The 21116-nt window shown below is 51.4% G+C and carries 16 protein-coding genes; 10 read left to right on the top strand and 6 right to left on the bottom strand.

What is annotated here, in order from left to right; all coding sequences use genetic code 11:
* Window positions 1–27: 27 nt before the first annotated feature.
* A complete protein-coding gene (locus tag BHQ40_RS13205) occupies window positions 28–1236 on the top strand; it encodes a glycosyltransferase (protein ID WP_083276909.1) in 1209 nt (402 codons plus the stop codon).
* Here BHQ40_RS13205 and BHQ40_RS25155 read toward each other — a convergent pair.
* The gene (locus tag BHQ40_RS25155) at window positions 1203–2390 is read right to left on the bottom strand and encodes a glycosyltransferase family 4 protein (RefSeq protein WP_171905848.1); all 1188 of its coding nucleotides are present in this window, start codon (window positions 2388–2390) and stop codon (window positions 1203–1205) included. The genes BHQ40_RS13205 and BHQ40_RS25155 overlap by 34 nt on opposite strands.
* 341 nt (window positions 2391–2731) lie before the next feature.
* A complete protein-coding gene (locus tag BHQ40_RS13190) occupies window positions 2732–3466 on the bottom strand; it encodes a PEPxxWA-CTERM sorting domain-containing protein (RefSeq protein ID WP_070156334.1) in 735 nt (244 codons plus the stop codon).
* Window positions 3467–3899: 433 nt separating this feature from the next.
* Here BHQ40_RS13190 and BHQ40_RS13185 point away from each other — a divergent pair, with 433 nt between their 5' ends.
* The gene (locus tag BHQ40_RS13185; protein WP_070156333.1) at window positions 3900–4814 is read left to right on the top strand and encodes a hypothetical protein; all 915 of its coding nucleotides are present in this window, start codon (window positions 3900–3902) and stop codon (window positions 4812–4814) included.
* A gap of 92 nt (window positions 4815–4906) precedes the next feature.
* Complete coding sequence (locus BHQ40_RS25150) at window positions 4907–5461, top strand: retropepsin-like aspartic protease family protein (protein ID WP_083276907.1); 555 nt, start codon at window positions 4907–4909, stop codon at window positions 5459–5461.
* A 1-nt stretch (window position 5462) separates the two neighbouring features.
* Here BHQ40_RS25150 and BHQ40_RS25145 read toward each other — a convergent pair whose 3' ends face one another.
* Complete coding sequence (locus tag BHQ40_RS25145) at window positions 5463–6035, bottom strand: PEP-CTERM sorting domain-containing protein (protein WP_083276906.1); 573 nt, start codon at window positions 6033–6035, stop codon at window positions 5463–5465.
* 569 nt (window positions 6036–6604) lie between these two features.
* Here BHQ40_RS25145 and BHQ40_RS13175 point away from each other — a divergent pair.
* The 4 genes from BHQ40_RS13175 (at window position 6605) to BHQ40_RS13160 (ending at window position 11115) form a co-directional block, all read left to right on the top strand.
* Window positions 6605–7486 (top strand): hypothetical protein, encoded by an 882-nt coding sequence (locus BHQ40_RS13175; RefSeq protein WP_139139302.1) that lies wholly within the window; start codon window positions 6605–6607, stop codon window positions 7484–7486.
* A 263-nt stretch (window positions 7487–7749) separates the two neighbouring features.
* Complete coding sequence (locus BHQ40_RS13170) at window positions 7750–9033, top strand: methyltransferase domain-containing protein (RefSeq protein WP_070156330.1); 1284 nt, start codon at window positions 7750–7752, stop codon at window positions 9031–9033.
* A gap of 82 nt (window positions 9034–9115) precedes the next feature.
* Window positions 9116–10075 carry a polysaccharide deacetylase family protein gene (locus BHQ40_RS13165; protein WP_070156343.1) on the top strand — a complete coding sequence of 320 codons (960 nt, stop codon included), beginning with the start codon at window positions 9116–9118 and terminating at the stop codon, window positions 10073–10075.
* The gene (locus BHQ40_RS13160) at window positions 10072–11115 is read left to right on the top strand and encodes a glycosyltransferase family 2 protein (protein ID WP_070156329.1); all 1044 of its coding nucleotides are present in this window, start codon (window positions 10072–10074) and stop codon (window positions 11113–11115) included. The genes BHQ40_RS13165 and BHQ40_RS13160 overlap by 4 nt, the downstream gene beginning before the upstream one ends.
* On the opposite strand, the gene BHQ40_RS13155 is transcribed toward BHQ40_RS13160, so the two are convergent.
* The 3 genes from BHQ40_RS13155 to BHQ40_RS13145 all read right to left on the bottom strand — a co-directional run bounded on the left by BHQ40_RS13155 (window position 11098) and on the right by BHQ40_RS13145 (window position 15450).
* Window positions 11098–12954 carry an ABC transporter ATP-binding protein gene (locus BHQ40_RS13155; protein ID WP_083276905.1) on the bottom strand — a complete coding sequence of 619 codons (1857 nt, stop codon included), beginning with the start codon at window positions 12952–12954 and terminating at the stop codon, window positions 11098–11100. The two genes, BHQ40_RS13160 and BHQ40_RS13155, sit on opposite strands and share 18 nt — an antisense overlap.
* A 274-nt stretch (window positions 12955–13228) precedes the next feature.
* On the bottom strand, window positions 13229–14125 hold the full coding sequence (locus BHQ40_RS13150) for a hypothetical protein (protein ID WP_070156328.1): 897 nt from the start codon (window positions 14123–14125) through the stop codon (window positions 13229–13231).
* Window positions 14126–14235: 110 nt separating this feature from the next.
* Entirely contained in the window at window positions 14236–15450 is a 1215-nt protein-coding gene (locus BHQ40_RS13145; RefSeq protein ID WP_070156327.1) for a glycosyltransferase, read from the bottom strand.
* A 215-nt stretch (window positions 15451–15665) separates the two neighbouring features.
* Here BHQ40_RS13145 and BHQ40_RS13140 point away from each other — a divergent pair, with 215 nt between their 5' ends.
* The 3 genes from BHQ40_RS13140 (at window position 15666) to BHQ40_RS13135 (ending at window position 20998) form a co-directional block, all read left to right on the top strand.
* Window positions 15666–16832 carry a glycosyltransferase family 4 protein gene (locus BHQ40_RS13140; RefSeq protein ID WP_070156326.1) on the top strand — a complete coding sequence of 389 codons (1167 nt, stop codon included), beginning with the start codon at window positions 15666–15668 and terminating at the stop codon, window positions 16830–16832.
* 698 nt (window positions 16833–17530) lie between these two features.
* Window positions 17531–18577 (top strand): endonuclease/exonuclease/phosphatase family protein, encoded by a 1047-nt coding sequence (locus tag BHQ40_RS25140; protein WP_083276904.1) that lies wholly within the window; start codon window positions 17531–17533, stop codon window positions 18575–18577.
* 219 nt (window positions 18578–18796) lie between these two features.
* The gene (locus tag BHQ40_RS13135; protein WP_070156325.1) at window positions 18797–20998 is read left to right on the top strand and encodes a GumC family protein; all 2202 of its coding nucleotides are present in this window, start codon (window positions 18797–18799) and stop codon (window positions 20996–20998) included.
* The last annotated feature ends 118 nt before the right edge of the window (window positions 20999–21116 follow it).

Raw genomic sequence — 21116 nt, 5'->3', positions numbered from 1 at the left:
GAGGCGGCCGCGACCGTATATCCGAGCATGAAAACCGAGACAGCCGCACTCAACGGACATGAAATCTCTTCAGAAAGATTGTCCGACGGCAAGGACGGGGTGTCGAAGCAGACGATTATCTTCGTCATTAACTCCATCGGCTTTGGAGGGGCGGAGCGTGCACTTTCGAATATCCTTGAAGCAATCGGAGCGCGCGCGTCACGTTATGCCGTTCGTGTCGTCTTGCTTGATCGGCTTCCCGATGCGCGCTCACTGCCTGAATATGTAAAGATTGACAGGCTGGATTCACGCGGCAGCCTGTGGAGAAGCATTTACCTGCTAAGGAAGTTTCTTCGAAGTCATCGACCTACGCTCGTTGTCAGTCTTTTGGTTCGTGCAAATGTATCGACAGGACTGGTAGCGCGTTGGCATAATTTGAAGCATATTGCGTGTGAGCGGATGCATCTTTCGTCCCACCTGGATGGCCGATATTCAGGGCTGAAGCGGATCCTTGTCGGGCTGGCGCCCCGCGTCATATATCGTCATATCCCCCTTATGCTTGGTGTGTCATCGGGGGTAAGCAAAGATCTGGTTGCGAAATTTGGCGTCCATCCAGATCATATTCGTACCATCCATAACCCCTATAATCTGGACGCAATCCGACTGGATGGGCAGGCTCAACCAGAGATCGATCTCCCTGGAAGCTTTATTATCGCTGTCGGCCGTTTGGAACCGAGCAAGAATTTCGCACAATTAGTATCCGCTTTTCTCGTTTCGGAAACTAAGGGCGACCTCGTAATTATGGGGGAAGGTTCAAGCCGATCGGCATTGGAAGGTCAAATTAGAGCTGCTGGAGCATCAGACCGAATTCATCTCATTGGATATATGCGGAACCCGTTCGCCATCATATCGCGGGCGGACTATTTTGTGTCATCCTCATTGAATGAGGGTTTCCCCAATGCGATGGTCGAGGCCATGGTGTTGGGCAAGGCAGTTGTCGCGACTGATTGTCCGTCTGGCCCTGCGGAAATCCTCGTAGGCACTGCCAAGCCAGGCTCTGGTACAATCTGTGAAGGGGAATTTGGTCTCCTGGTTCCGGTGAATTCAGTTGAAGCAATGGCCGCCGCGATGCGGAGCATGAACAACGCTGTGATCCGCCGAAAATATGAGGAACGGGCAGCTCAACGGGCTGAGGACTTCGCCCTGATCCGGATAGCGGATCATTATTGGTCGGTATTTGATGAAATGTCAGAATGACGGGAATTGACGGTAAAGTCGGGCTGCGAGGGCGCCCTCTTTCGTTCCCGGGATAACCCTGCCAGTACGGAGAGATGTTCCTGGGCTACATGGGTCCAGGATTTGGCGCTTTGTATTTCGCACTGTTCCCTAGAATAAAAGCTCTCATAGCTGTCCATAGCCAACAACCGAGCGAGCTGGTGAACATCTCCCCTCCTGAAATAGCAATTGTCCCGGAGTTTGAACTCGCGATGGGGTTCAATGTCGGACAGGATGACCGGCAGCCTTACGGAAAGGGCTTCAGCGACCACCAGGGCAAAGCCTTCCATATGGGAAGGATGCACAAACAAGGCTGCTTCAGTATAAAGGGTTCGCAAGGCGCTGCCATAACGTGGGCCGGCAAAGACTATTTTGTCTGAAGCCCGTTCAATCAGTTTTTGCGCATAGCGTTCATCCCCGATTCCTGAGCCGGCAATCACCAGTTTCATTCCCAGGGGGCTCGCTATCTCGAAGGCGTCAATCAGATCCTCCAATGCCTTCGTAGCTTCCAGCCGTCCGACAGAGAGTATATATCGACCTCGGTGCAGGTCCAGTTCGTCCAATATCTCGTCCGCGTGATTCCAGGCGGGGGGTGGGAGTGCCGCGGCTGCGCGGATCGCGACGGTGCGAGAGCTTGCAGATGGATAGAGGCCCAGGAAATCACGACGTACGGTGTCACTCACACATATGATGGCGTCGGCAAATTGCGCTGCCACCCTTTCCCCTGATTTTAAAAACCAGCGTCCTACCATGCCCCATTTAGGACGGCGATAATCGGGAGCGTGATGAATGACGACTGTTTTCATCCCAAGCATGCGAGCAAACAGCGCGAAGAATGCCGGGCCGACGCCATGAAGATGTATGACCTGCGGGTGAATGGTGAGCCGCGCATAAATTATGGCGAGCAACGTATGCATCGCAGTTTCAAGACCAGAGATTCTTGGCGACCAAATCGACCGGACATTCAGTGATCGGAAATTGAAAGCGCGTTCTTTGGAATATCCTGATCTGGTCAATATCGTCACGAGGAGGTTCGCATCCTCGTCCACCATGTGGGGATACAACATCTCGCAATAGGTTTCTATGCCGCCAATTGTAGATGGCAGAGCTCGCAACCCCACTACGCAGACACGCATTCCGCTAAATCCCCCCCCCGCCCCGAAGAGGCAAACCTCATATCGCATTAGAGTGATGGCTAATCCGTTAACTCTAATGATCTTGTTATAAGATTGATTCTCCCCGCCCTGATATTAGCAATGAAGGGAAGGATTATCGATATATAAGGCAATAAAAATTATATTTATATTAACCTTACATTTCTCAGATATAACAGTGAGATAATAGAGAAGCCTCCAAATTGGCTGAATTTTCAGCCTGTGACCCCCCAGTTTAGCAAGCAATTCCCACCCTGTATGAGCTCAACTTGTGCTACATAGCGGCTTTCTAGCAACTAAGCCTGCCATTCTCTTTTGTCAGATCAGTAGACCATTTTCGGTGTCGAAATCGCCTTCCTGCGGCCGGCGCGGAGGGCCGAGCCGATCAGTGCGAAACCCACGATCATCATCAGCCAAGTCGCAGGCTCAGGCACTGCCGGAATGAGCGATTGCACTGTAACGCGGCTGACAGCCATCTTGCCGTAGGCCTGCACGGATCCCACAAACCCCACGCCTGGATTGTAGAACTGGAAATCGGCCAGAAAATCCGTGCCCGGTACAACGTCATAAGCAAGGATCCCGTTGAAATCAGTCGTCGATATAAAATCATTCAACGAGGAACTGATCTTGCCATGGACCCAATTGCTCTCTCCAGATGGTGTGCCGGCATAATCCTGGGCGAAATAATCTATCTCGTCATATCCGCCATTGTGCCTGGCTGCATATGATTGATAGCTGCCCGCTATTGGTACGGACACGCCATTGACTGTCACAACAGCGCTGCCAGGCGAGGGAATCCCATAAAGCGAACCGCCGCTCAGCTGCGAGGCGGTTGGGCTTACGCTAAAATAAGCACCGGGTGTCGCGTCATCAAAAAGGAAAGCAAAAGTAGCGTAGGCGCCATCGAGGCTGGTATCGGAAGCACCGAATACGCCCGTTCTGTCAAACCCGCTGGAAATCTTTCCATAGAAGGTCGCGAGGCTTTGGGCGGCTGTTGCCGGCTGAGCCATCCCGAATATTGCGACGGCTAGAACCAAGATCAAACGAGCATGTTTCATTTTCTGTTCCAAGACCGATTGGGAGATGATTATGATTGTCCATTTGCGCAGTTAATCAAGTTAAAGCAATAATTTGATGATTTCTCAAAGTCTCATATTGATGCATTTTTTAACTATATACATTATCCTATGCAAATTATCGCGCAAAATCTATACGAAATTTAGAAAGTTAAATTCGTTTATACGCAATAATAAATCATGAGTAAATGCTATAAATATTATAATAGAATGGTAAACTTATAAAATAATGAAATGATATGCGAACAGATTTTTCTTGATTGTCGCGCTTTATTTATATTGCTGCGGCGCTCTTATTTATTCGCGGAAAATCGCATATATCTTCTCCAAATTTTTTGTGACGTGGGAGGTGACGGCCCTGCCCATTCTACGCTAAGGTTCATTAACCATAACGGAAAAGAACAGATCACATCGGATGACCCTGACACAACGCTTTGATCGTCCGCCTGCGGCGCGCCGTACCCCATTGCGGCGTCTCAAGCGGCGGCTCCGTGTTGATTGGATCCTGCTCGGCTGGTTGTTCGCCGTAACCTTCTATTTCGCCTGGGAGGCTGTATTTTACACCGGGCTCTATGGGCGCATCTCGGAATGGCAGTTTGTCCATTTCGGCCATTATTCGCCAATCCTCACTTTCATGCTGCTCGTTTTGTTGTTCGGATCACCGGCTTTGTGGATATTGCGGTTCGGTTCGAAGCGGTTCGGCATGAGGAAGGCTTACAGGACCCGCGTTACTGCGCAGACAATTGGGGCAGGGCTCAGGAAGGTGCTTTATATATTCGCAGCTGGTCTCGCTGCGGCTTCCCTCTCCACATTGATCTGGACACTTACCCTCCCGACATTCAAGCCGCCATATAGGATCATAAATGTCGGCGGAGCTGATGATCAGCGCCCCCCCGATGGCGCAGCCATGATTACCGGTCACATCAATTATCTTCGCACCTCTGCGTTTGCCCAAGATTTGATAGTTTCAAAGAGGGGCGTGCGTTTCGCGCCGATGGAAGCGCGGGAAGGCGAGAATGGGGCAATTCGCTACTTTGTTGAGCTGCTACCGGTAGCGCGGAATGCGGCGCCGCCTGTCGATGAACCGGTTTCGACAAAAGCCGGCATTCTGGTCTCTAATGCGTTGCCTGGCTCGATCGTCCGGCTCTACGAATATGCAGGATATAAGGTTGAGCGTCCTTACTATGTGCTTTTCGCTAACCCGCATTCCATGCGTTGGCCATACTATCTAGCAGCGATTCAGTTGGCGCTCGGCGCGCTTTTGTCACTGATCGCGGCGGGGTTGCAGGATTACCATCTGCGTGGCGGAAGGACCTCGCGAAACCCGTAGACTAAAGTATATTGATAAGGCTTATCCGATATAATTGGTAAATGTAGAATTAGGCTAATCCCAATACTGAATGTTGAAAGGCGGCTGTCATTATGGCTGCCATGTTGTTCACCAAATCTCTTTCACTGCGAACAAAACTATTGTTCGCTGGATCGATAGCGATCACGCTGGTGTTCGCGCGGGCTCATCGCGATGAATTTTACGGATCAATCCACGCTATTCCAAGCGCGAACGCGGCAATCGTAGATAGCGCACGTAGTAGTGATGCAAAATCCCATACTGAGGGGCATTATAGTCGGCGAAATGCCAGTGACGGTCTTTTCTATGTCGACGCTCTGGTCAATGGAAAGCCACTGCGCTTTCTCGTCGATACCGGGGCAAGTATAATGGTGCTCACAGCTGCGGACGCCAAGGCGGTCGGCATAGAGGTGGGCGAACAGCACTATAATAGCAATGTAAAAACGGTCGGCGGTAAGGCTGAAATGGCCTGGGCAACAATTGACCGGATTGAAATAGGTGGACGAAACGTCAATCAGCTAAAGGCAGCGGTGGTCCGCAACGGCCTGGGTGTGTCGCTTTTAGGTCAAAATGCCCTATCAAAGTTCGAATCAGTCACAATCAAGGGTGACAGCCTAAGTATTCGCTGACCTACAGGGTCGAGGTCACACGGGCCGCATCTTTTGTGCGCACGCGCCGGAGGCCAAGGCCAATTCCTAAAAATCCTAGGATCATCATGATCCATGTCGCCGGCTCCGGTACAGGTGGCACCGGGGCCGGAGGGGAATCCACTAGCGTGGCCGTTGATGGCGGAGCCACTTGCGATGGACCGCCGGTTGGAGGCGAGCTCAAGCCCGGCGGCACAGAAGGAAGCAGGCCTCGTGGCGTGGCTATTGCAGGATCGACAGGCGGTCCTAAGGGCGTTGGTTCATTTGGGACCTGAAATGCATATGCGACCGGGGGAGGCGTGTTGCCATCTCGGTCGGTACGGTTTGGCCTGCCAGGTCTCCCATAACGACCGTTGCCGCCTTTCGGACCGAATCCGGTCGTCATAATTACGCCATAGGCGAAGACTTCGTCATTGTCGGGAAATTCCAGCGCATTGAACAATGCGCGCTGGTTCGTCACTGGCAATGTGGATGCTGTCAGGGCGCCAGCAAGACCCAAGACGACAAATAGTCGCCTGCGGTACTCCTGCGTAATCATATCGACCTGATAGGCCATTTCTCAGCTCCTATAACAAACCCCTAACGATGTCCCGCTGGATATGCAATTCCATTAACTTTCCGTGGGATAGCAGCAGAATTGGCGCGACTAAGACTGGTACTCGTCATTATTCCGAGAGGGGCAATGGCACACAGAAAAAAATAGAATAAGGCGCGATATTTTTATTTATATTTCCAATATAAAAACATAATAGATCGAAATATCTGGACGTTGGTATAAAAATTTAAATATAGATCGTGATATTTTTTCATAAAATTTATAGAGAGAATTGATTTTTGTGAATATTATGTAATCTATTAAATACTAATTTATAAAAATCTCATATATTTGAAATTATAAATTAACACCTTTAGAAATACGAAAACTATTTTAGGTTAATACATAATAAACTATACAAAAATTGCCATTTGACTATGCTAAAATGCAAAATTATTTATGGGAATTTAGATGTATCCGACATGAATAATTTCATTTAACTATGTATTTATCTCGTAATTAATAACCTGGAAAGGTGAATCTATTCTAATGGCCATGGTTCTGGTGGGGGCTAGAGTCGGGGCTTTTACATGGGCAAGAATCTACGGGTTGCATGCGCAATCCTCATGGCGGCTGCCTCTTGCGCAGCCAACGCGCAGACAGTCAATATTTCCACAAACGGGCGTGTCGCGCCTGCCAATCCCATTACCTTCAATGGCGGAGTTGGCGTCAAAATCAAGGGCACGGTCCAGAACGCTGTGATTGGCCCGGCCATCTTTCTAAATGCAGCCATGACGGTTTGGAGCGATCCTGCTGCTGTCGTTAGCAATATGACTATGAAGGGGGTCTTCATTTCCGACACTTGGCGAGAAGGAATACGCATAACCGGCAACGCGGACGGCGTTCAGATCCAGGATTTCAATATTGCCATGCGGAACATTCCGCAGACGAATGATCAGATACCTACCGGCATCGTGATGTTTGGAGGCAAGAATATCCTGATTCAGCGAGGCTCTGTATCCGGATTCAAGACCATACCGATACCGAATACCTATGCCAATGGAGACGGTGTTGCGGCGGAGAAGGCGGTTGATCGGTTGACCATTGAAGATGTCGATTCAAGCGATAACAGCGATGGCGGCTTTGACCTTAAATCCACAAATACTGTACTTCGCAATCTGAGCGCCTCCAGAAACTATCGTAGCTATCGCTTCTGGGGGACGGCCGCGGCCACGACCCTGACCAGCACTGATCCAGTGAATGCGCACGTATGGGCTGGAGGAGGTGCAGTGGTTGTGATTGACAAGCTGATAGCCACCTCGAAAACCAACGCGCTCATCCTTTATGTTGATGGCGCCAAGTCGGTTACGATAAAATCCTGTGAGCTGTCAGTGCCACCAGGCACAAAGCTGATGTATAAGGCGACGGCGGCAACGGTCGTCACCTTGGGGGCGGGGTGCAAGCTGCCATAAGTGACTGAATATTTGAGGCTGCCGTCAGACAAGGCAGCCATCGTTAACCTATCCTGCAGGCTCATGCTTCGGCATGAGCCTGTTTCAGTTTCGTGAAATTCAGCAAAATAAAAACGAGATTTGCGTTTAAAGGCGAGCACCTATCGGAGCGACGATCATCATATCGTCCGAAATCTGAACATAGCAGCTTCGAAATAATACGCTTTGCACTCGACATGGTGACATGCTCTGGGCGATAGAAAGGCTGTATCTTGTCCGGGGGGATGAAGTTGAATATTTCTGTAAAAAGCAAGATCCGCGGCGCAGCACGTCGATCAGGGATCATGCCACTATTGAAATTTGTCCGGTTCAGGCTGGGTGGCGAAGGCGTACCACTACATGGCAGGGTTCGGTTCGGTGATCTCCGGCGCCTGGAACCCATCAGCCGGGAATATGGCTATGACCGGGGCCGGCCAATCGATCGATACTATATCGAGAATTTCCTTCAATCACAGGGGCGGCTGATCACAGGCCGGGTACTGGAGATTGGGGAGCGGACATATACCGAACTATACGGCCAGGGTGTAACCCAAAGTGATATGCTCCATGTCAATGATGAGGAGGGGGCGACCTATGTCGATGACCTCACTGACGGCTATTCCATTCCGAGCAACAGCTATGACTGCGTGATCCTGACGCAGACCCTGCATCTGATCTTCGATATGAAGCAGGCGTTGACGACCATTTTCCGCATCCTCAAGCCAGGTGGCGTACTGTTGTGCACTGTGCCCGGGATTACACAGGTTGCCGATCCCTCATGGAACGACACTTGGTATTGGTCGCTGACGAAGAGTGCAGCGAGGAAGCTGTGTGAACAGGTGTTCCAGGAGGGGAATGTGGACGTGGTCCATCACGGGAACGTCCTTTCTGCCACTTCCTTCCTGCAAGGGCTTGCAGAAAGTGAACTGACTGCCGCGGAACTGGATCATGTTGATCCGGAATATCCCGTAACCATAGCAATCACTGCCAGGGCTGGTGATGCAAATGCCAAGATGCGCATGGCTGACCTGTGGAACTATGAGGGGCAGGATCCGACTGCATATGATGAGGAGACCAGCTATCAGCTGGGCATGGCCCATTTAGATGGGGTGGGCGCGACCATAGAGGATTGGGGCTGTGGCAGCGCATATGCCAAAAAGTTTGTCTCCCAAAGTCGCTACGTTGGTATAGACGGCAGCAAAAGCGATCAGGCCGATATCAAAGCGGAACTGCAAGAGTACCGCTCCGAGGCGGACTGTATTTTCATGCGCCATGTCCTGGAGCATAATTGGGGATGGCGGCAAATTCTTGAAAACGCCATATCATCGTTCCGCAAGCGTATGACGCTCATAATTTTCACACCCTTTGCGCAGAGCGATGAAGCGATCGCGTTTAATGGGGCAATTCCTGATCTCTCCCTAGATAAAAGCGAATTGACGGCTTTCTTCGAAGGCCTCCAAGTGCGCGAAGAAATAATCGTGTCAGCAACGCAATATGGTAGGGAAACCATTTTTTACCTTGAGAAATAGTTCGGCCTTTCAAATCGTTCGTCGGGCGCTGCATCCGTTGCGGAGAGCGATACACAATCGACATGAGCGCGGTGGTATATTGATGTATCATCGCGTCGCGGAAGAATCGTGTGATCCGTGGGGGCTATGCGTCTCACCTGCTGCGTTCGCGGATCAGATGGCTGTGTTGGCGAAATATCGCGCTGCAGTGGATTTGACAGCATTTTCCAGCGGGGAAGGCTATTCGAAGAGTGGCGCGAGTATCGCCGTTACGTTCGATGATGCCTATGTCGACAATCTCACAGCCGCGCTACCCATTATCGAGAAATACGAGATCCCGATCACGATCTTTGCGGTCTCTCAAACTCTAGGTCGGCGGCGCGAGTTTTGGTGGGACGCGTTGACGCGCGCGATTCTCGAGAGTGCGACCCTTCCGGTTTCGTTGACATTGAAGCTGGGGGAAGATGTCCGAGAGTTCGCCATCGACGATCGACCCGAAGACAGGGCCCTGGCGCAAAATTGGGTCGCGGATGAAGATGGACCGCGTACTGATCGGGAAAAGCTGTATGTGGAACTGTGGAATGCAATTGTCCTTTTGCCTCCCGAAGCACAGGATCTTGTAACAGACGAGATACTCCTCTGGGCGGGGGCATCGCTCAAGGGGCCGGAAAGTCGCTACCCGGCGACGCGAGAGGAGCTGTCCGGCCATGCAGGGCACCCGCTGCTGCACATTGGTAGTCATACGCGTACACATCGTTCACTACCGGATTTGTCGCTCGCGGAACAAGCAGAGGAGATTGAAGGTGGCCATCGGGACCTGGAAGAGACGATAGGGGCACGGATCGATCGCTTCTCCTATCCCTTTGGACGATTGAATTCCTCGGCGAAGAAGCTCGTCGAGGCATTGGGTGTCGATGTCGCCTGTACCAGTGCCGTAAGTGCCGCCACATCCACAATGGATCGTCTGGCATTACCGCGATTGCAGTCCGTAGAGAGGGATGAAGAAGCCTTTACACGGTGGCTTCAGGATGAGCATCATCTTCTGTTGAGGGTTGGAAGATGACGTCGCAAGAGGGCAACGCGTCAGGCCTTGTAACGGTAGTAATGATCTTCCTTAACGGGGAGAAATATATTGCCGAGGCGATCGAGAGCATCATCCGACAGACCTACAAGAACTGGGAACTGGTCCTGGTCGATGATGGCAGCTCGGATGGCGCGACGTCGATCGCTCTTAGCTATGCTGAAAGATATCCCGGGAAAATTCGCTATATCGAACATGAGGGCCATCAGAACCGAGGCATGAGTGCGTCTCGAAATGCTGGTGTTTCGACCGGTTCCGGCGAGTTCATCTCATTTCTCGACGCGGATGATATATGGCTTCCCGATCGGCTCGAGCATTTTGTGCAGGTAGCGCGGGATTTTCCGGACGCCAGACTTATCTATGGCCCTACGCTCTATTGGTACAGTTGGGCCGAGGCGCGGGGAGAGAAGCCGCCCGTCGATGGCCAGGCCGATTTTGCCGGCCACAATGATCTGCCCGCACGAATGTTGCTGATACCACCTATTGTCTTGCGGCAGTTTCTGGTCACCCAAGGTGGTTGCCTGCCCGGAATTTGCAGCTTGTTGATACGCAGGCACGCTTTTGAAGAGTGTGGCGGCTTTGAGCATTCGTTTCGTGGTCTATATGAAGATCAAGTGTTCCTGTCCAAGATGACCGCCAACTATCCGATCGTCGTGATAGATGAAGTGCTGGACTATTACAGGCAGCATAGCGAGTCCTGTTGTTGGAAAAGCCTTGAGTCCGGGGAGTATGACCCATTAGATCATCATCCCGCTAGAGCCGTATACCTCCGATGGCTTGACCAGTATGTGCGACGGTTGGGCTTGAACGATCCGGTCATAAATCGTTCTATACGCAACCAGCTTCTTCCATATAGGGTGCCACTGTACATACCGCTGGCGAGGATATGTCGGAGGGCTTTACGTGCGTCGCGTCGTTTCCTTAGGGCCTACACGCCCCCTGGCGTGCGCCGGGTGATAAATTACGGACTCCGGATGGTTACGGCACTAATAAAGGGGCGGCGCTTACGTCAGCTGCCTTGAGATAGCATTGCTTTCACTGGCAAGCATAACAGGATCATTGATCAGATAACTTAATTCCTGAAGCTGCACCATCTTGCTGAAAATTCCACCTTGCTGAAACAGCTGGGAGGGCGATCCATGTTCAGCAACTTTTCCGTGGGACAGTACAATCACCTCGTCGGCCATACGTGTTGTGCTCAGGCGATGTGCGATTATGATGATCGTCCGCTTGCCCTGTATAGATTCGAGTGCCTTGAACACCTCTGCTTCGGTCAGGCTATCCAACGCATTTGTCGCTTCATCCAGAATGAGAATGCTGTCCTCTCGAAGCAGGGCGCGGGCAAGTTCGATACGTTGACGTTGCCCTCCCGAGAGAAGAAGCCCCCTCTCCCCAATCTCCGTGTCATAGCCGTTTGGCAGCGTTTGGATGAAATCATGGATATCCGCTGCTCGAGCAGCTTCCTTAATTTCCTCCTCAGTGGCTTCGGGCCGGGAATAACTAATATTCTGACCTACCGTTCCGGATATAAGGTCGGTGTCCTGCCCGGCAATCGCGAGGCGCCGCCGCCATGAAGTAAGATCCAGGTCGCAAAGCGACACGTTGTCCACGCTGATCTGACCGGAGTCCGGGTCATGAAATCGGTAAATCAGATTAGTGATGGTGGACTTCCCGGCACCTGAGGCGCCAACCAGTGCCGTCGTTTTACCAAAAGGAATCTCGAATGAAATATGGTCAAGCGCATTGCGCCGTTCCCGACTTTTGCCGGCATAGGAGAAGCTGACATCTTGAAAGCGAATAGCATCTTCAAAGGGCGGCAGGGCTTGGGTGCCGTTGGCACGGTCCGACCACTGTTCCAGATTCAGTAAATTTGCAACTGCCTCCACAGATCCTGTGGCTTGGACAAGGCTGGTGCGCGTTTCGTCAATAGCCTTCACGTGCGGCTGAAGCCTATGAAGCAATGCAAGAAAGGCAATCATCGAAGCCTGACCAACGCCAAGAGAAACCGCGGCCAGCAAAATGATAGCCACTATAAGCGCATAAAGTACTTCCTGCGTTGCCGAGGCGCCGCCTCCTAAGGTTGCAACCTTTCTTTCAAGATTGAAAAGCCGTTGAGATGCGTCCTCATAAACCCGCTGTGCGTCGGCTTCCCGGCCAAATGCACGCGTCATACGCATGCTATCGAGCAGCTCGCAGGCCCGCACAGACAAATCCTCAGATGCGCGCACGATTTTCTCGCCCAGCAATCTCGTACGACCGTCGATCAATCTACGAAATATTGAAACCAACCCCACAAGTGCAATGACGATAAGAGTAAGTGGCCAGGATATGAGAATAAGAATACATGTGAAAGCCAAGATCATGCATATATTGGTAAACAAATCAAATACGCTAAATATAGCGTGCGTGACTTTCCAGCTTTCGCCATCTAGGGTATTTATGAGTTTTCCATTGTCGGTAAGGCAAATAAATTCATAATCTACGCCCAAAAGACTTGCATGGATTTGGGCTCGCAGTGACATGCTCATTCGTCCACTGAGCCATGTAACCAACTGGCCATTAAGGAAGGTTATGATCGCGCGTAGCGTTACCAAAGCGACAATCAATCCTGCGATAAGCTCAAGACGATTTTCGGTGCCTGCCAGATTGGCGACCTTACCTAAAGCTTCTGCAACTGGCCCCTCATCCGAACCTACGAGTTCTGCGCTATGGAACAATGTTGAAAGCAAAGGTATCAAAAGGCTGATGCTGAGACCATCGGCGATTGACGACAGGAAACCAAGCGCCAGTAATGCGGCGATCTGCCAAGGATATTCGGCAAGTGCCTTGCGAACCCACTGCCATACCATGATATGGATCACGAATACTGCCCCTTCATCATCTCTGTGCAGCCAATCGCGAGCTCATTCAATCCCGTTACAGAAGATTGATGCATGTATGGGACTTCCACATTATCTAGAGCGCGCTTTCCATCTTTTTCATATTTTGTCACGATGAATTGCTGAAGATCGCAACCTGCATTGTCCTAAAACTGGAAGTTGCAATGCATGAGAACCCGGCATAGCGATAAATTCCGTTAACCTGCTATTTTGTCATCGTCGCGGCGTGCGGGAAAATATTTATTCGTATATTCCGCTATTGAGTAAGACTACATTTTGGACCTGCGATAATTTTTCCAGGGCCTAATAATATTTTGGCGGTATCGGGAATATCGATATCGCATTCATCAATGATGAATGTCGTAAATCCACCCTCTGAAACCAGTAGGGGCGCGGATGTTGCTGATTTGGCGATCAAATTTTTGATATGGAGTGTTTTCGGTTGGCCGCGGCCGAGCACCCAAATATGTAGAGGACTACTTTTTCCACCACGGCTCATTGGGTCTTCGCTGATCAAGGTTCCCGCTTCTGCCGACTCCCAGAAGCGAAAGTTGCGTGTGTTTCTTCTGGCGGTCACTTGATCAAGGAAGGCATTCTTCGCTTTTAGATCGACGCCTCCATCGCTGTTATCCTGCACCAGGACACGCTCGATACGAAGCCCGTCAACGGTACCCTCTGCCGCGATCCCATCGCCATTCCAGTACCGGTTGGCATCCATGTTCATTTGAAATCCGCTAAACTCGCTATCTTGAACAACGATGTCCGACCCCGCGATGATGGCTAAACCCTCCGGTAGGTTAGGAGGGGTGTTGGGCAGGTCCGCATGGCGACAGAAGACGTTTGATATTACCACCCGTTCGGCCTTTCGAAGCCTGATGCAGTCACGCTGAACATCTACCGCATTAATATTTGAAATTTCGCTATCGGAAATTACCGTACCAGGCTTTGTTTCTATTACCCGAAATGCGCCCTTTATATCGATGTTATCAATCCGTCTGAAATTTACATTACTTCCGATGAAAACTGCATCGTTGCCTCGATTTAACTTTTTCAGTTTCTTTGTTGGTTCGAAAGGCTTGAGATCGGCTTGGGCGATTGCGGCCGACGTTCCAAACACAAACAGAGCAGCCGCGATGAACGATGCCTTTAACATATCCAGACTCCTGCCGAAGGTACCAGAAATTTGAGCAGATATGAGATTGCCCGCGGGTACTCTTCTCTCGATGGCCTTTCCTCGGTACATTGGCAATGACAACGCGTCTTTTAATTTGGCTTATCGCTGGCGATTACCGTAGCCGCTGCTCTGGAATGTCGAGAAGCGGGGGGTGTACTGCGTGCCTCGCCCAGACATTGCTCGATGACCTTCCAATACAGGTCGCGCGCCGCGTTTAAACTGTAATCGCCAGCGCGACGAGGGCCTGCTATGGCCAACGCACGCGCGCGTTCTGGTTCGAGAGCCAATCGCAAACCCTCAGCCACCCCCAAGGCGTCATTTTGAGGGACGAGAATGCCATTCTCGCCTATATGTATACCATCTATCTCTTCCCGACGAGCTTTTGCCAGTATTTCCGACGGGCCTGAGGGGCAGTTTGTCGCCACGACGGGAAGGCCAAGCGCCAGCGCTTCCACCAGTCCGTTTGGAAATCCCTCTGCATTTGACGCGCTTACATAGCAGCTTGCCGCACGCATCACGGGGTAAGGGTTGGCAGCGAAGCCTGCCAGCACTATCCGATCCTCTACTCCGAGCGTTTTTGCTCGGGCTTTTATCTCGTCATGCTCGGGCCCTTGGCCGAGGATGACCAGCGGCAGTTTCAGTCCTGATGCGGCTAGCGCGTCGGTAAGGAGAATAACGTTCTTGTTCTTGCTAAGCCGCGATACTGCCACAATGTATGGCCCGTCAACGGGCAGCGTCATTTCTTCCGCGGCTGCAAGATTGATGCGGTCAGAATCCACGGGATTTGGAATCGTGACGAGCCTGCTCCCAGGAACGGAGAAATTGCGCTCAAGGTCTTCCGCGATACCGTCGGACACAGCGATGATGCGATCAGCATGGGGATAGATCGTGCGCACCATAGCTTTGGAAAGGCGGGCAGCGATGCCGTGGGCGAAATGACCGCTGGTGTTTACGCGCTCGCTAATGATGGCCTTATGTCCCAGCATCCGGGCTACCGCCACGCTGGCGATATTGGCTCTGGTCAGGAAGGAGAGCGTCAAATCGGGCCGCTCGGCTCTGGCAAGTTTGAGCAACTCGCGGATGCTCTGTATCAATTTGAAACGGCCATTCAGTTGGTGAATGTGTAGCCATGGAGGTGGTGTATATTCCTTTGCTTCATCATCGAGCAGGGCGAGGGAAATGTCATAATCGCTGAGAAATTGGCGGGAAGCGCCGATTAATTCCAACAGGACGCGCTCGGCTCCGCCGCCTGCGAGCGAATTTATGACAAATAGGATACGTTTGCGGGGAAGTTTGGAGGCCATGTCGCGATCGCTTATTTCCAGTATGCAAAGTCCGAAGTGGCTGATATTTGCTGCTAAGCAGCATGAGAGCTTTTTGCTTATTAATCATATAAATGTCCAATGTTGAAGGGGTCGAAAATTTACCGATTTCAAACCCTCTGCGGTGAGAACATGCCGCCCCCATTGTACGGGATTTACTCCCGTAGCAGGCGCATAGCAGGAGCAGGCTGCTAGCCATGCGGGACGAGGCAAAACAATCGAGCCGACGACCTGATGTTATGATGTTGGGGCTGCGAAGCTTTGGCCATGGTCAAGGCGGTGTGGAAGCGCATGTTGAGCAATTGGCGCAGGAGGTTGACCGTGCTGGATATGCAGTCGAAGTAGTCGTCAGAAAGCCTTACGCGGGCGAGCAAATAGTCGCCAGCGGGCGAGATATACGCACCATTCCCTTATGGTCTCCCAAGGGGAAATCGACCGAAGCCATCGTGCATTCTATAATAGGGGTGCTCTATGCTGCCTGGCGCCGGCCGCGGATACTCCACATGCATGCGATCGGGCCGTCGCTGACAGTTCCTCTCGCAAGGTTGTTAGGACTGCGGGTGGTATTTACGCACCATGGCGAAGATTTTCAGCGTGAGAAGTGGGGGTGGTTTGCGCGCAAGATGCTCAGATTGGGTGAGCGGTTTGGCGCACTCTTTTCAAATGAGCGAATCTGCGTCTCATCCTCTCTCGCAAATGATGTGAGTGCGCGTTACGGTGTGTCATTCAAATATATACCCAATGGCGTTAGGTCGACAAAGCCAGTATCCAGCACGACGATCCTTGATAAATTGGATCTAAAGCCTGGGGGGTACATCCTTCATGTGGGGCGCATCGTTCCTGAGAAGAGGCAGATCGATCTGATCCACGCGTTAGAATTCCTCGATGTGAAAGACATGAAGCTGGTTCTTGTGGGGGCTGCTGATCATGCGACTGACTACAGCAAAATCATTGATGAGGAGGTCTCGGGCAATCGGAATGTGATTGCGGCGGGCTTTCAAACGGGATTGGCACTAGAGGAACTCTACAGCCATGCCGGAATTTTCGCATTGCCTTCCAGTCATGAAGGGCTGCCAATCGCATTATTGGAGGCGATGGCCTTCGGGTGTCGAGTGGTGGCCAGCGATATTGAAGCTAATTTGAATGTCGGATTGCCGCATGGTTGCTACTTTAAGCTGGCGGATGTCAGCGGCCTTGCAGGGGCAATTCGCTCAGGTCTGCCAAGTGATGCCAGCCAAAACCGAGTCGACTGGAGCCAGTCACTCAGCAACTATGACTGGAGCGAGATTGCCGCCAAAACAATCGAGGCCTACGGTCTGGCAGCTCGGTCAGGTTTCCAATCGTTGGAACATATTCCCGCCTGAAACAAGGTAGGCTAGGCAACGGCAATCTGCCAATGTCGGGAAATCTGCTCGGTCAGTAATAATCATCGCCCCTGTTACGGTACCAAGAAAGCACCATGGCACCTACCAATGCGAACGGAGCCATCATCATCACATATAGACCGGTCATTGAAAGCCCTTAGTGGAAGACGTGTCATCCAAATTTATGTCAAACCTCTGAAAGTTTGATAAATTTTGGCTCCAGACCGGCGTCGAAGATTCTCAGGCAGGCTAAGCAGGGGCCAGAAGGCTTGATCGGATATGGTTCGCTTTGGATCAGCTTGGTTATCGCCTGCACAGAGCGGCAATAAAACTCTGGAAAGGCTACCGAATCTTTCGGGAGTGGCACATATTCGCGTCCAGTGTATATCGATCTTGATTTGTGGATGTTTGGCAGCGGTGCAGATTGTCAGGCTTCACTTTTCAATCGCGTAGTGGTGAGCCGGAAGGGCCTTAATAGTGATGGTGATAGAACAAGGGAGCTGTTAAGTGGACCCAGCGGCTCTCATCTTGGGTGCGTGTGCACTGAGCCTTGTGCTCGGTGCAATCATGCTAATCCGTTTTTTCTACAAAAGGCGGAAGATACGCCGGCAAAGAGGCAGACTCTGGGCCTCATATTACAATGATACTCGCGCACGTCGAAGCGATTGAAATACGGATATCGACGTGGGCGAGGTAATATGGCGTCGAATTTTCCTTCCCGCATGTTCAAAAATATAAAAATGGAGACATTTTATTATATAATATTATCGTCAATAATTTTTTTAACGGCATCTTACACAGTTTGGCCAATAATTAATATAGACTTGGGAGAATATGAGAGAATTTTTGCAGTATATCCTTTTATATTATTTCTGCATATATTTCTTTTAATTTATGGCATCCTAAAGGGCGGGAGATGGCTCATTGCGATCAGTCTGGGATTGATCGGAGTGGCAGCCAGCCTTGTTGTATCTGAGATGTGGTCTGCGGCCTCTTGCGAGGCTAGTGAACAAAAGCAGATCAGCATCGTGTCGCATAATCTTGCAGTGAGAAATCGGCGGCCGGAGGCGACGGTCCGCGCGCTTCTTGCGGCCAATCCGGACGTTCTACTGCTACAAGAGGCAAGCGGCAGCGTTGAACCATATTTGCCAATGCTAGACAGGCAATATCCTTACCATTCACGCTGTGTAAGAGGTTGCGACCTCAGAATTTATTCCCGCATATCGATGGATCGGGTTCGCTGGCGTTTCAAGGATAGTAATGGTGCGACTACTGGCCCCCACATTATGTGGACTCATCTAACCCTGCCAACGTCGTCGATCTTGCTTGCGACCGTTCATATGGCCCGGGACGGCTCAGTTGCCGAAAGAAACGTGGAGCGACGCAGGCTGATGAACTTCATTCATGCATCCAAACACGGCCTGCTGATCGTTGCTGGCGATTTTAACCTCACGCCCTGGGAATTTGGCATGCGCGAGTTTGACAGAGGCATAATACCTGCTCGCCGCGTCTCGCGCGCCTTATTCTCATTTCCTTCGCGAATGAACAAAATTGAACATGTCTTGCCGGTCCTGCCGATCGACCATTTTGTCGTTGGTTCAGGCTTATCCGTGGCCTCGGTTGACCGTCTTCCTCCCACAGGCTCAGATCACTTCCCGATTATAGCACGGCTCGTCGTACGACATGACGCGAATCGGCCTCGTGGGACTCCATCTGTTAAAGGCACCGGCAGCTGCGCCCAGTGAGCAGTTGCAGCAATTCTGTCGCCACTGTAAGACGGGCAGGGTTAAACGACGATATTGCGCGATCGGCGAACCCAAGCGAAAAGCAAGGCCTTTTTGCAAGGGTTGTCGAATAGTTATATGTTGATGGCCGATCTGTTTGTCAGCATATCGGGCTGTGAGTTGGAAAATAAATTGCGTATCTGAGCCGTGCTGACAGCTGCCGATCGTAGGATAAAAGTTATGACGTTCATTTCAGGCAAGCCCGAGATCGGGATTACTAATTCAGTTCCGGCTTCGGAATCATCAAGTGGTTTGATTGATTTTGGAGCTGCGTGGCTTGCCTTTCGCCGACGGTGGATTCTTTTTGTCATCGTTGCAGTTATCGTCATGTTGCTCACGGTCGCGGCATATATCCTAACACCCAAGCAATATACTGCATCTGCTCAGGTGGTGCTCAAGACAGGCAAGGAGCAGGTAGTCTCTCAGGACATTGTTCAGCGAGATACGCCGGACACTTATGCTGTGGATACCGCTGTTGAGATTTTGCAGTCTCCAGGTTTGGCTGCGATGGTAGTCACGCGTCTGGGTCTTGCGAACAATCCGGACTTCATGCCTCCGCCATCGGAAGATGATGGCCCACTTTCTCCCCAGGAGGCAGTGAGTACGGCTGTCGATTTGATTTCTTCTGGCTTGGCCGCAAAGCGCTTCGGCGTCGCGTTCGTTATCGACGTCAGCTATACCAATAAGGATCCGGTCATTGCTGCTAAGGTCGTCAACGAGCTGGTGAAGGTATACACTGACGACCAGCTTCGTTCGAAACTGACAGCCACCCAGCAGGCAAGTGGTTTTCTTTATGGTAAGCTGGGAGGCTTGCGCGAGAAGGCTGTTAAGGCTGAGTCCGCCTTGGCAGACTTCAAATCCAGTCATCCTTTGCTCACGTCCGCAGACGATCAAAATGTCTCGCAGCAGCAGTTTGCCTCAATGTCGAGCGAGCTGAGCGCTGCCAGGGCGGAGCATGCCTCAAGGCTTGCGGAACTGCAAAAAGCCCGTGCTCTAGCGGCTGGTGGCAATTATGCGCCTTCCGACGGATTCCTTGGTGCTTCCGATCAGGGATCTCCGGAAGGTGCCAATGGCGGCGGCCTGTGGGCCCAAGAAGCCGTTCTGAGCCGCAAACTGGCCGAATTGGAAGCCAATCTCGGACCAAATCATCCTCAACTCATCTCGACGCGTTCAGAATTAACGGCCCTGCGAGCAAGAATTGCTGCAGCTGGTGGCCGCTCTATCGGTGATTTGGAGGCAAAGGAAAAAGCCGCTGCCAGTCGTGTCGCTTCGCTGGAAAGCAGCGTCGGCAATTTATCTGCGACATTGAACGCTAACAATCGCGCCAAGGCCACTCAGAGCGAACTTGCTCGCGAAGCATCAACGATTGCCAGCACATATGAGGATTATCTTCGCAGGTATCGGGAGAGCACGGCGCAAGAGGGAGCGCAAAGTGCGGATGCGCGAATTCTCACCCTCGCCGGCATTCCGGGTATGCCGAGTTTTCCTTCGCTGAAATCGTTCGGAGCGATTGGAATTGTCTTGGCGCTCACGTTGGGGGCATTGGCAATTCTTGTACGGGAACTGTTGGAAAAAGGAATTCGAACGTCGCGTGATGTCGAGAAAGTTCTTGGCATGCGCACTTTGGCTTCTGTGCCGAGCTTTTCCTCGACGCTCAGTGGTGACGAAAAAGCAGGTTCAGCCGAATTTGATCCGAGCATCGTGATTGATCGGCCATTTTCGGCATTCACCGAGAGTTTTCGGATGCTGCTAGCTTCGCTCTACAAGCCTCAAAGCACTAAGCCATATCAGGTCGTTGCTGTCACCTCTGCTCTGCCGGGCGAAGGAAAATCAACCAGCACAATGTGTTTGGCACGAGTTGCGGCGACAAGCGGGCTCAAGACCCTATTAATTGATTGCGACACGCGCCGTCCAGATCGTGGGCCTGCATCTCAGCACGCAAAATATGGCCTGTTGGAAGTCCTTGCAGGCACTTGCTCACTGCAGCAGGCGATCGTGAAGGATCCGATCTCATCGGCCTACTTTCTTCCCATTTCCACGCAGCCGGTGGGGGCCGATGATGTCCTTATCAAATCGGCAATGGATGATCTGCTGGCAGATCTCAGGAAGGCATTTGACTTCATTCTGATTGATACCGCACCGGTTCTTGCCATTGCCGAGACCCGCCTTCTTGTGACGAAAGCAGATAGTGTTGTCTTCCTAGTGCGATGGGGCGACACACCTAGCGACGCTTCTTTGGCGGCATCGAGAATGCTGCTTGAATCTGGGGCCAATGTTGCCGGAATTGCGTTAACTCAGGTGGATCTTGATCAGCAGAATAAATGGACGAAAGAAGACGCCAGTGCGTATTATAAGAAGTATAAAAAATATTACGCCGCATAGTCATAGAATAAACAAAAAAATATCAATTCTTCATCTGTGCAATGTTTTTGCGCGATGCTTTTATTTGTCCTTGTAAGCAAAATGACTTGATCTCTGTATCAGTTTCTCTGGTAGAAAT

The sequence above is a fragment of the Sphingobium phenoxybenzoativorans genome (assembly GCF_001757355.1).
Classification (GTDB): Bacteria; Pseudomonadota; Alphaproteobacteria; order Sphingomonadales; family Sphingomonadaceae; genus Sphingobium; species Sphingobium phenoxybenzoativorans.
This window is presented reverse-complemented; position numbering and strand designations above follow the sequence as displayed.

What these genes read in the sequence shown, in the direction of transcription:
- BHQ40_RS13205 (WP_083276909.1), top strand. Translation starts at nt 28, where the DNA reads ATGAAAACCGAGACAGCCGCACTCAACGGACATGAAATCTCTTCAGAA.
- BHQ40_RS25155 (WP_171905848.1), bottom strand. Translation starts at nt 2,390, where the DNA reads ATGCGTGTCTGCGTAGTGGGGTTGCGAGCTCTGCCATCTACAATTGGC.
- BHQ40_RS13190 (WP_070156334.1), bottom strand. Translation starts at nt 3,466, where the DNA reads ATGAAACATGCTCGTTTGATCTTGGTTCTAGCCGTCGCAATATTCGGG.
- BHQ40_RS13185 (WP_070156333.1), top strand. Translation starts at nt 3,900, where the DNA reads ATGACCCTGACACAACGCTTTGATCGTCCGCCTGCGGCGCGCCGTACC.
- BHQ40_RS25150 (WP_083276907.1), top strand. Translation starts at nt 4,907, where the DNA reads ATGGCTGCCATGTTGTTCACCAAATCTCTTTCACTGCGAACAAAACTA.
- BHQ40_RS25145 (WP_083276906.1), bottom strand. Translation starts at nt 6,035, where the DNA reads ATGGCCTATCAGGTCGATATGATTACGCAGGAGTACCGCAGGCGACTA.
- BHQ40_RS13175 (WP_139139302.1), top strand. Translation starts at nt 6,605, where the DNA reads ATGGGCAAGAATCTACGGGTTGCATGCGCAATCCTCATGGCGGCTGCC.
- BHQ40_RS13170 (WP_070156330.1), top strand. Translation starts at nt 7,750, where the DNA reads ATGAAGTTGAATATTTCTGTAAAAAGCAAGATCCGCGGCGCAGCACGT.
- BHQ40_RS13165 (WP_070156343.1), top strand. Translation starts at nt 9,116, where the DNA reads ATGTATCATCGCGTCGCGGAAGAATCGTGTGATCCGTGGGGGCTATGC.
- BHQ40_RS13160 (WP_070156329.1), top strand. Translation starts at nt 10,072, where the DNA reads ATGACGTCGCAAGAGGGCAACGCGTCAGGCCTTGTAACGGTAGTAATG.
- BHQ40_RS13150 (WP_070156328.1), bottom strand. Translation starts at nt 14,125, where the DNA reads ATGTTAAAGGCATCGTTCATCGCGGCTGCTCTGTTTGTGTTTGGAACG.
- BHQ40_RS13145 (WP_070156327.1), bottom strand. Translation starts at nt 15,450, where the DNA reads ATGGCCTCCAAACTTCCCCGCAAACGTATCCTATTTGTCATAAATTCG.
- BHQ40_RS13140 (WP_070156326.1), top strand. Translation starts at nt 15,666, where the DNA reads ATGCGGGACGAGGCAAAACAATCGAGCCGACGACCTGATGTTATGATG.
- BHQ40_RS25140 (WP_083276904.1), top strand. Translation starts at nt 17,531, where the DNA reads ATGGCGTCGAATTTTCCTTCCCGCATGTTCAAAAATATAAAAATGGAG.
- BHQ40_RS13135 (WP_070156325.1), top strand. Translation starts at nt 18,797, where the DNA reads ATGACGTTCATTTCAGGCAAGCCCGAGATCGGGATTACTAATTCAGTT.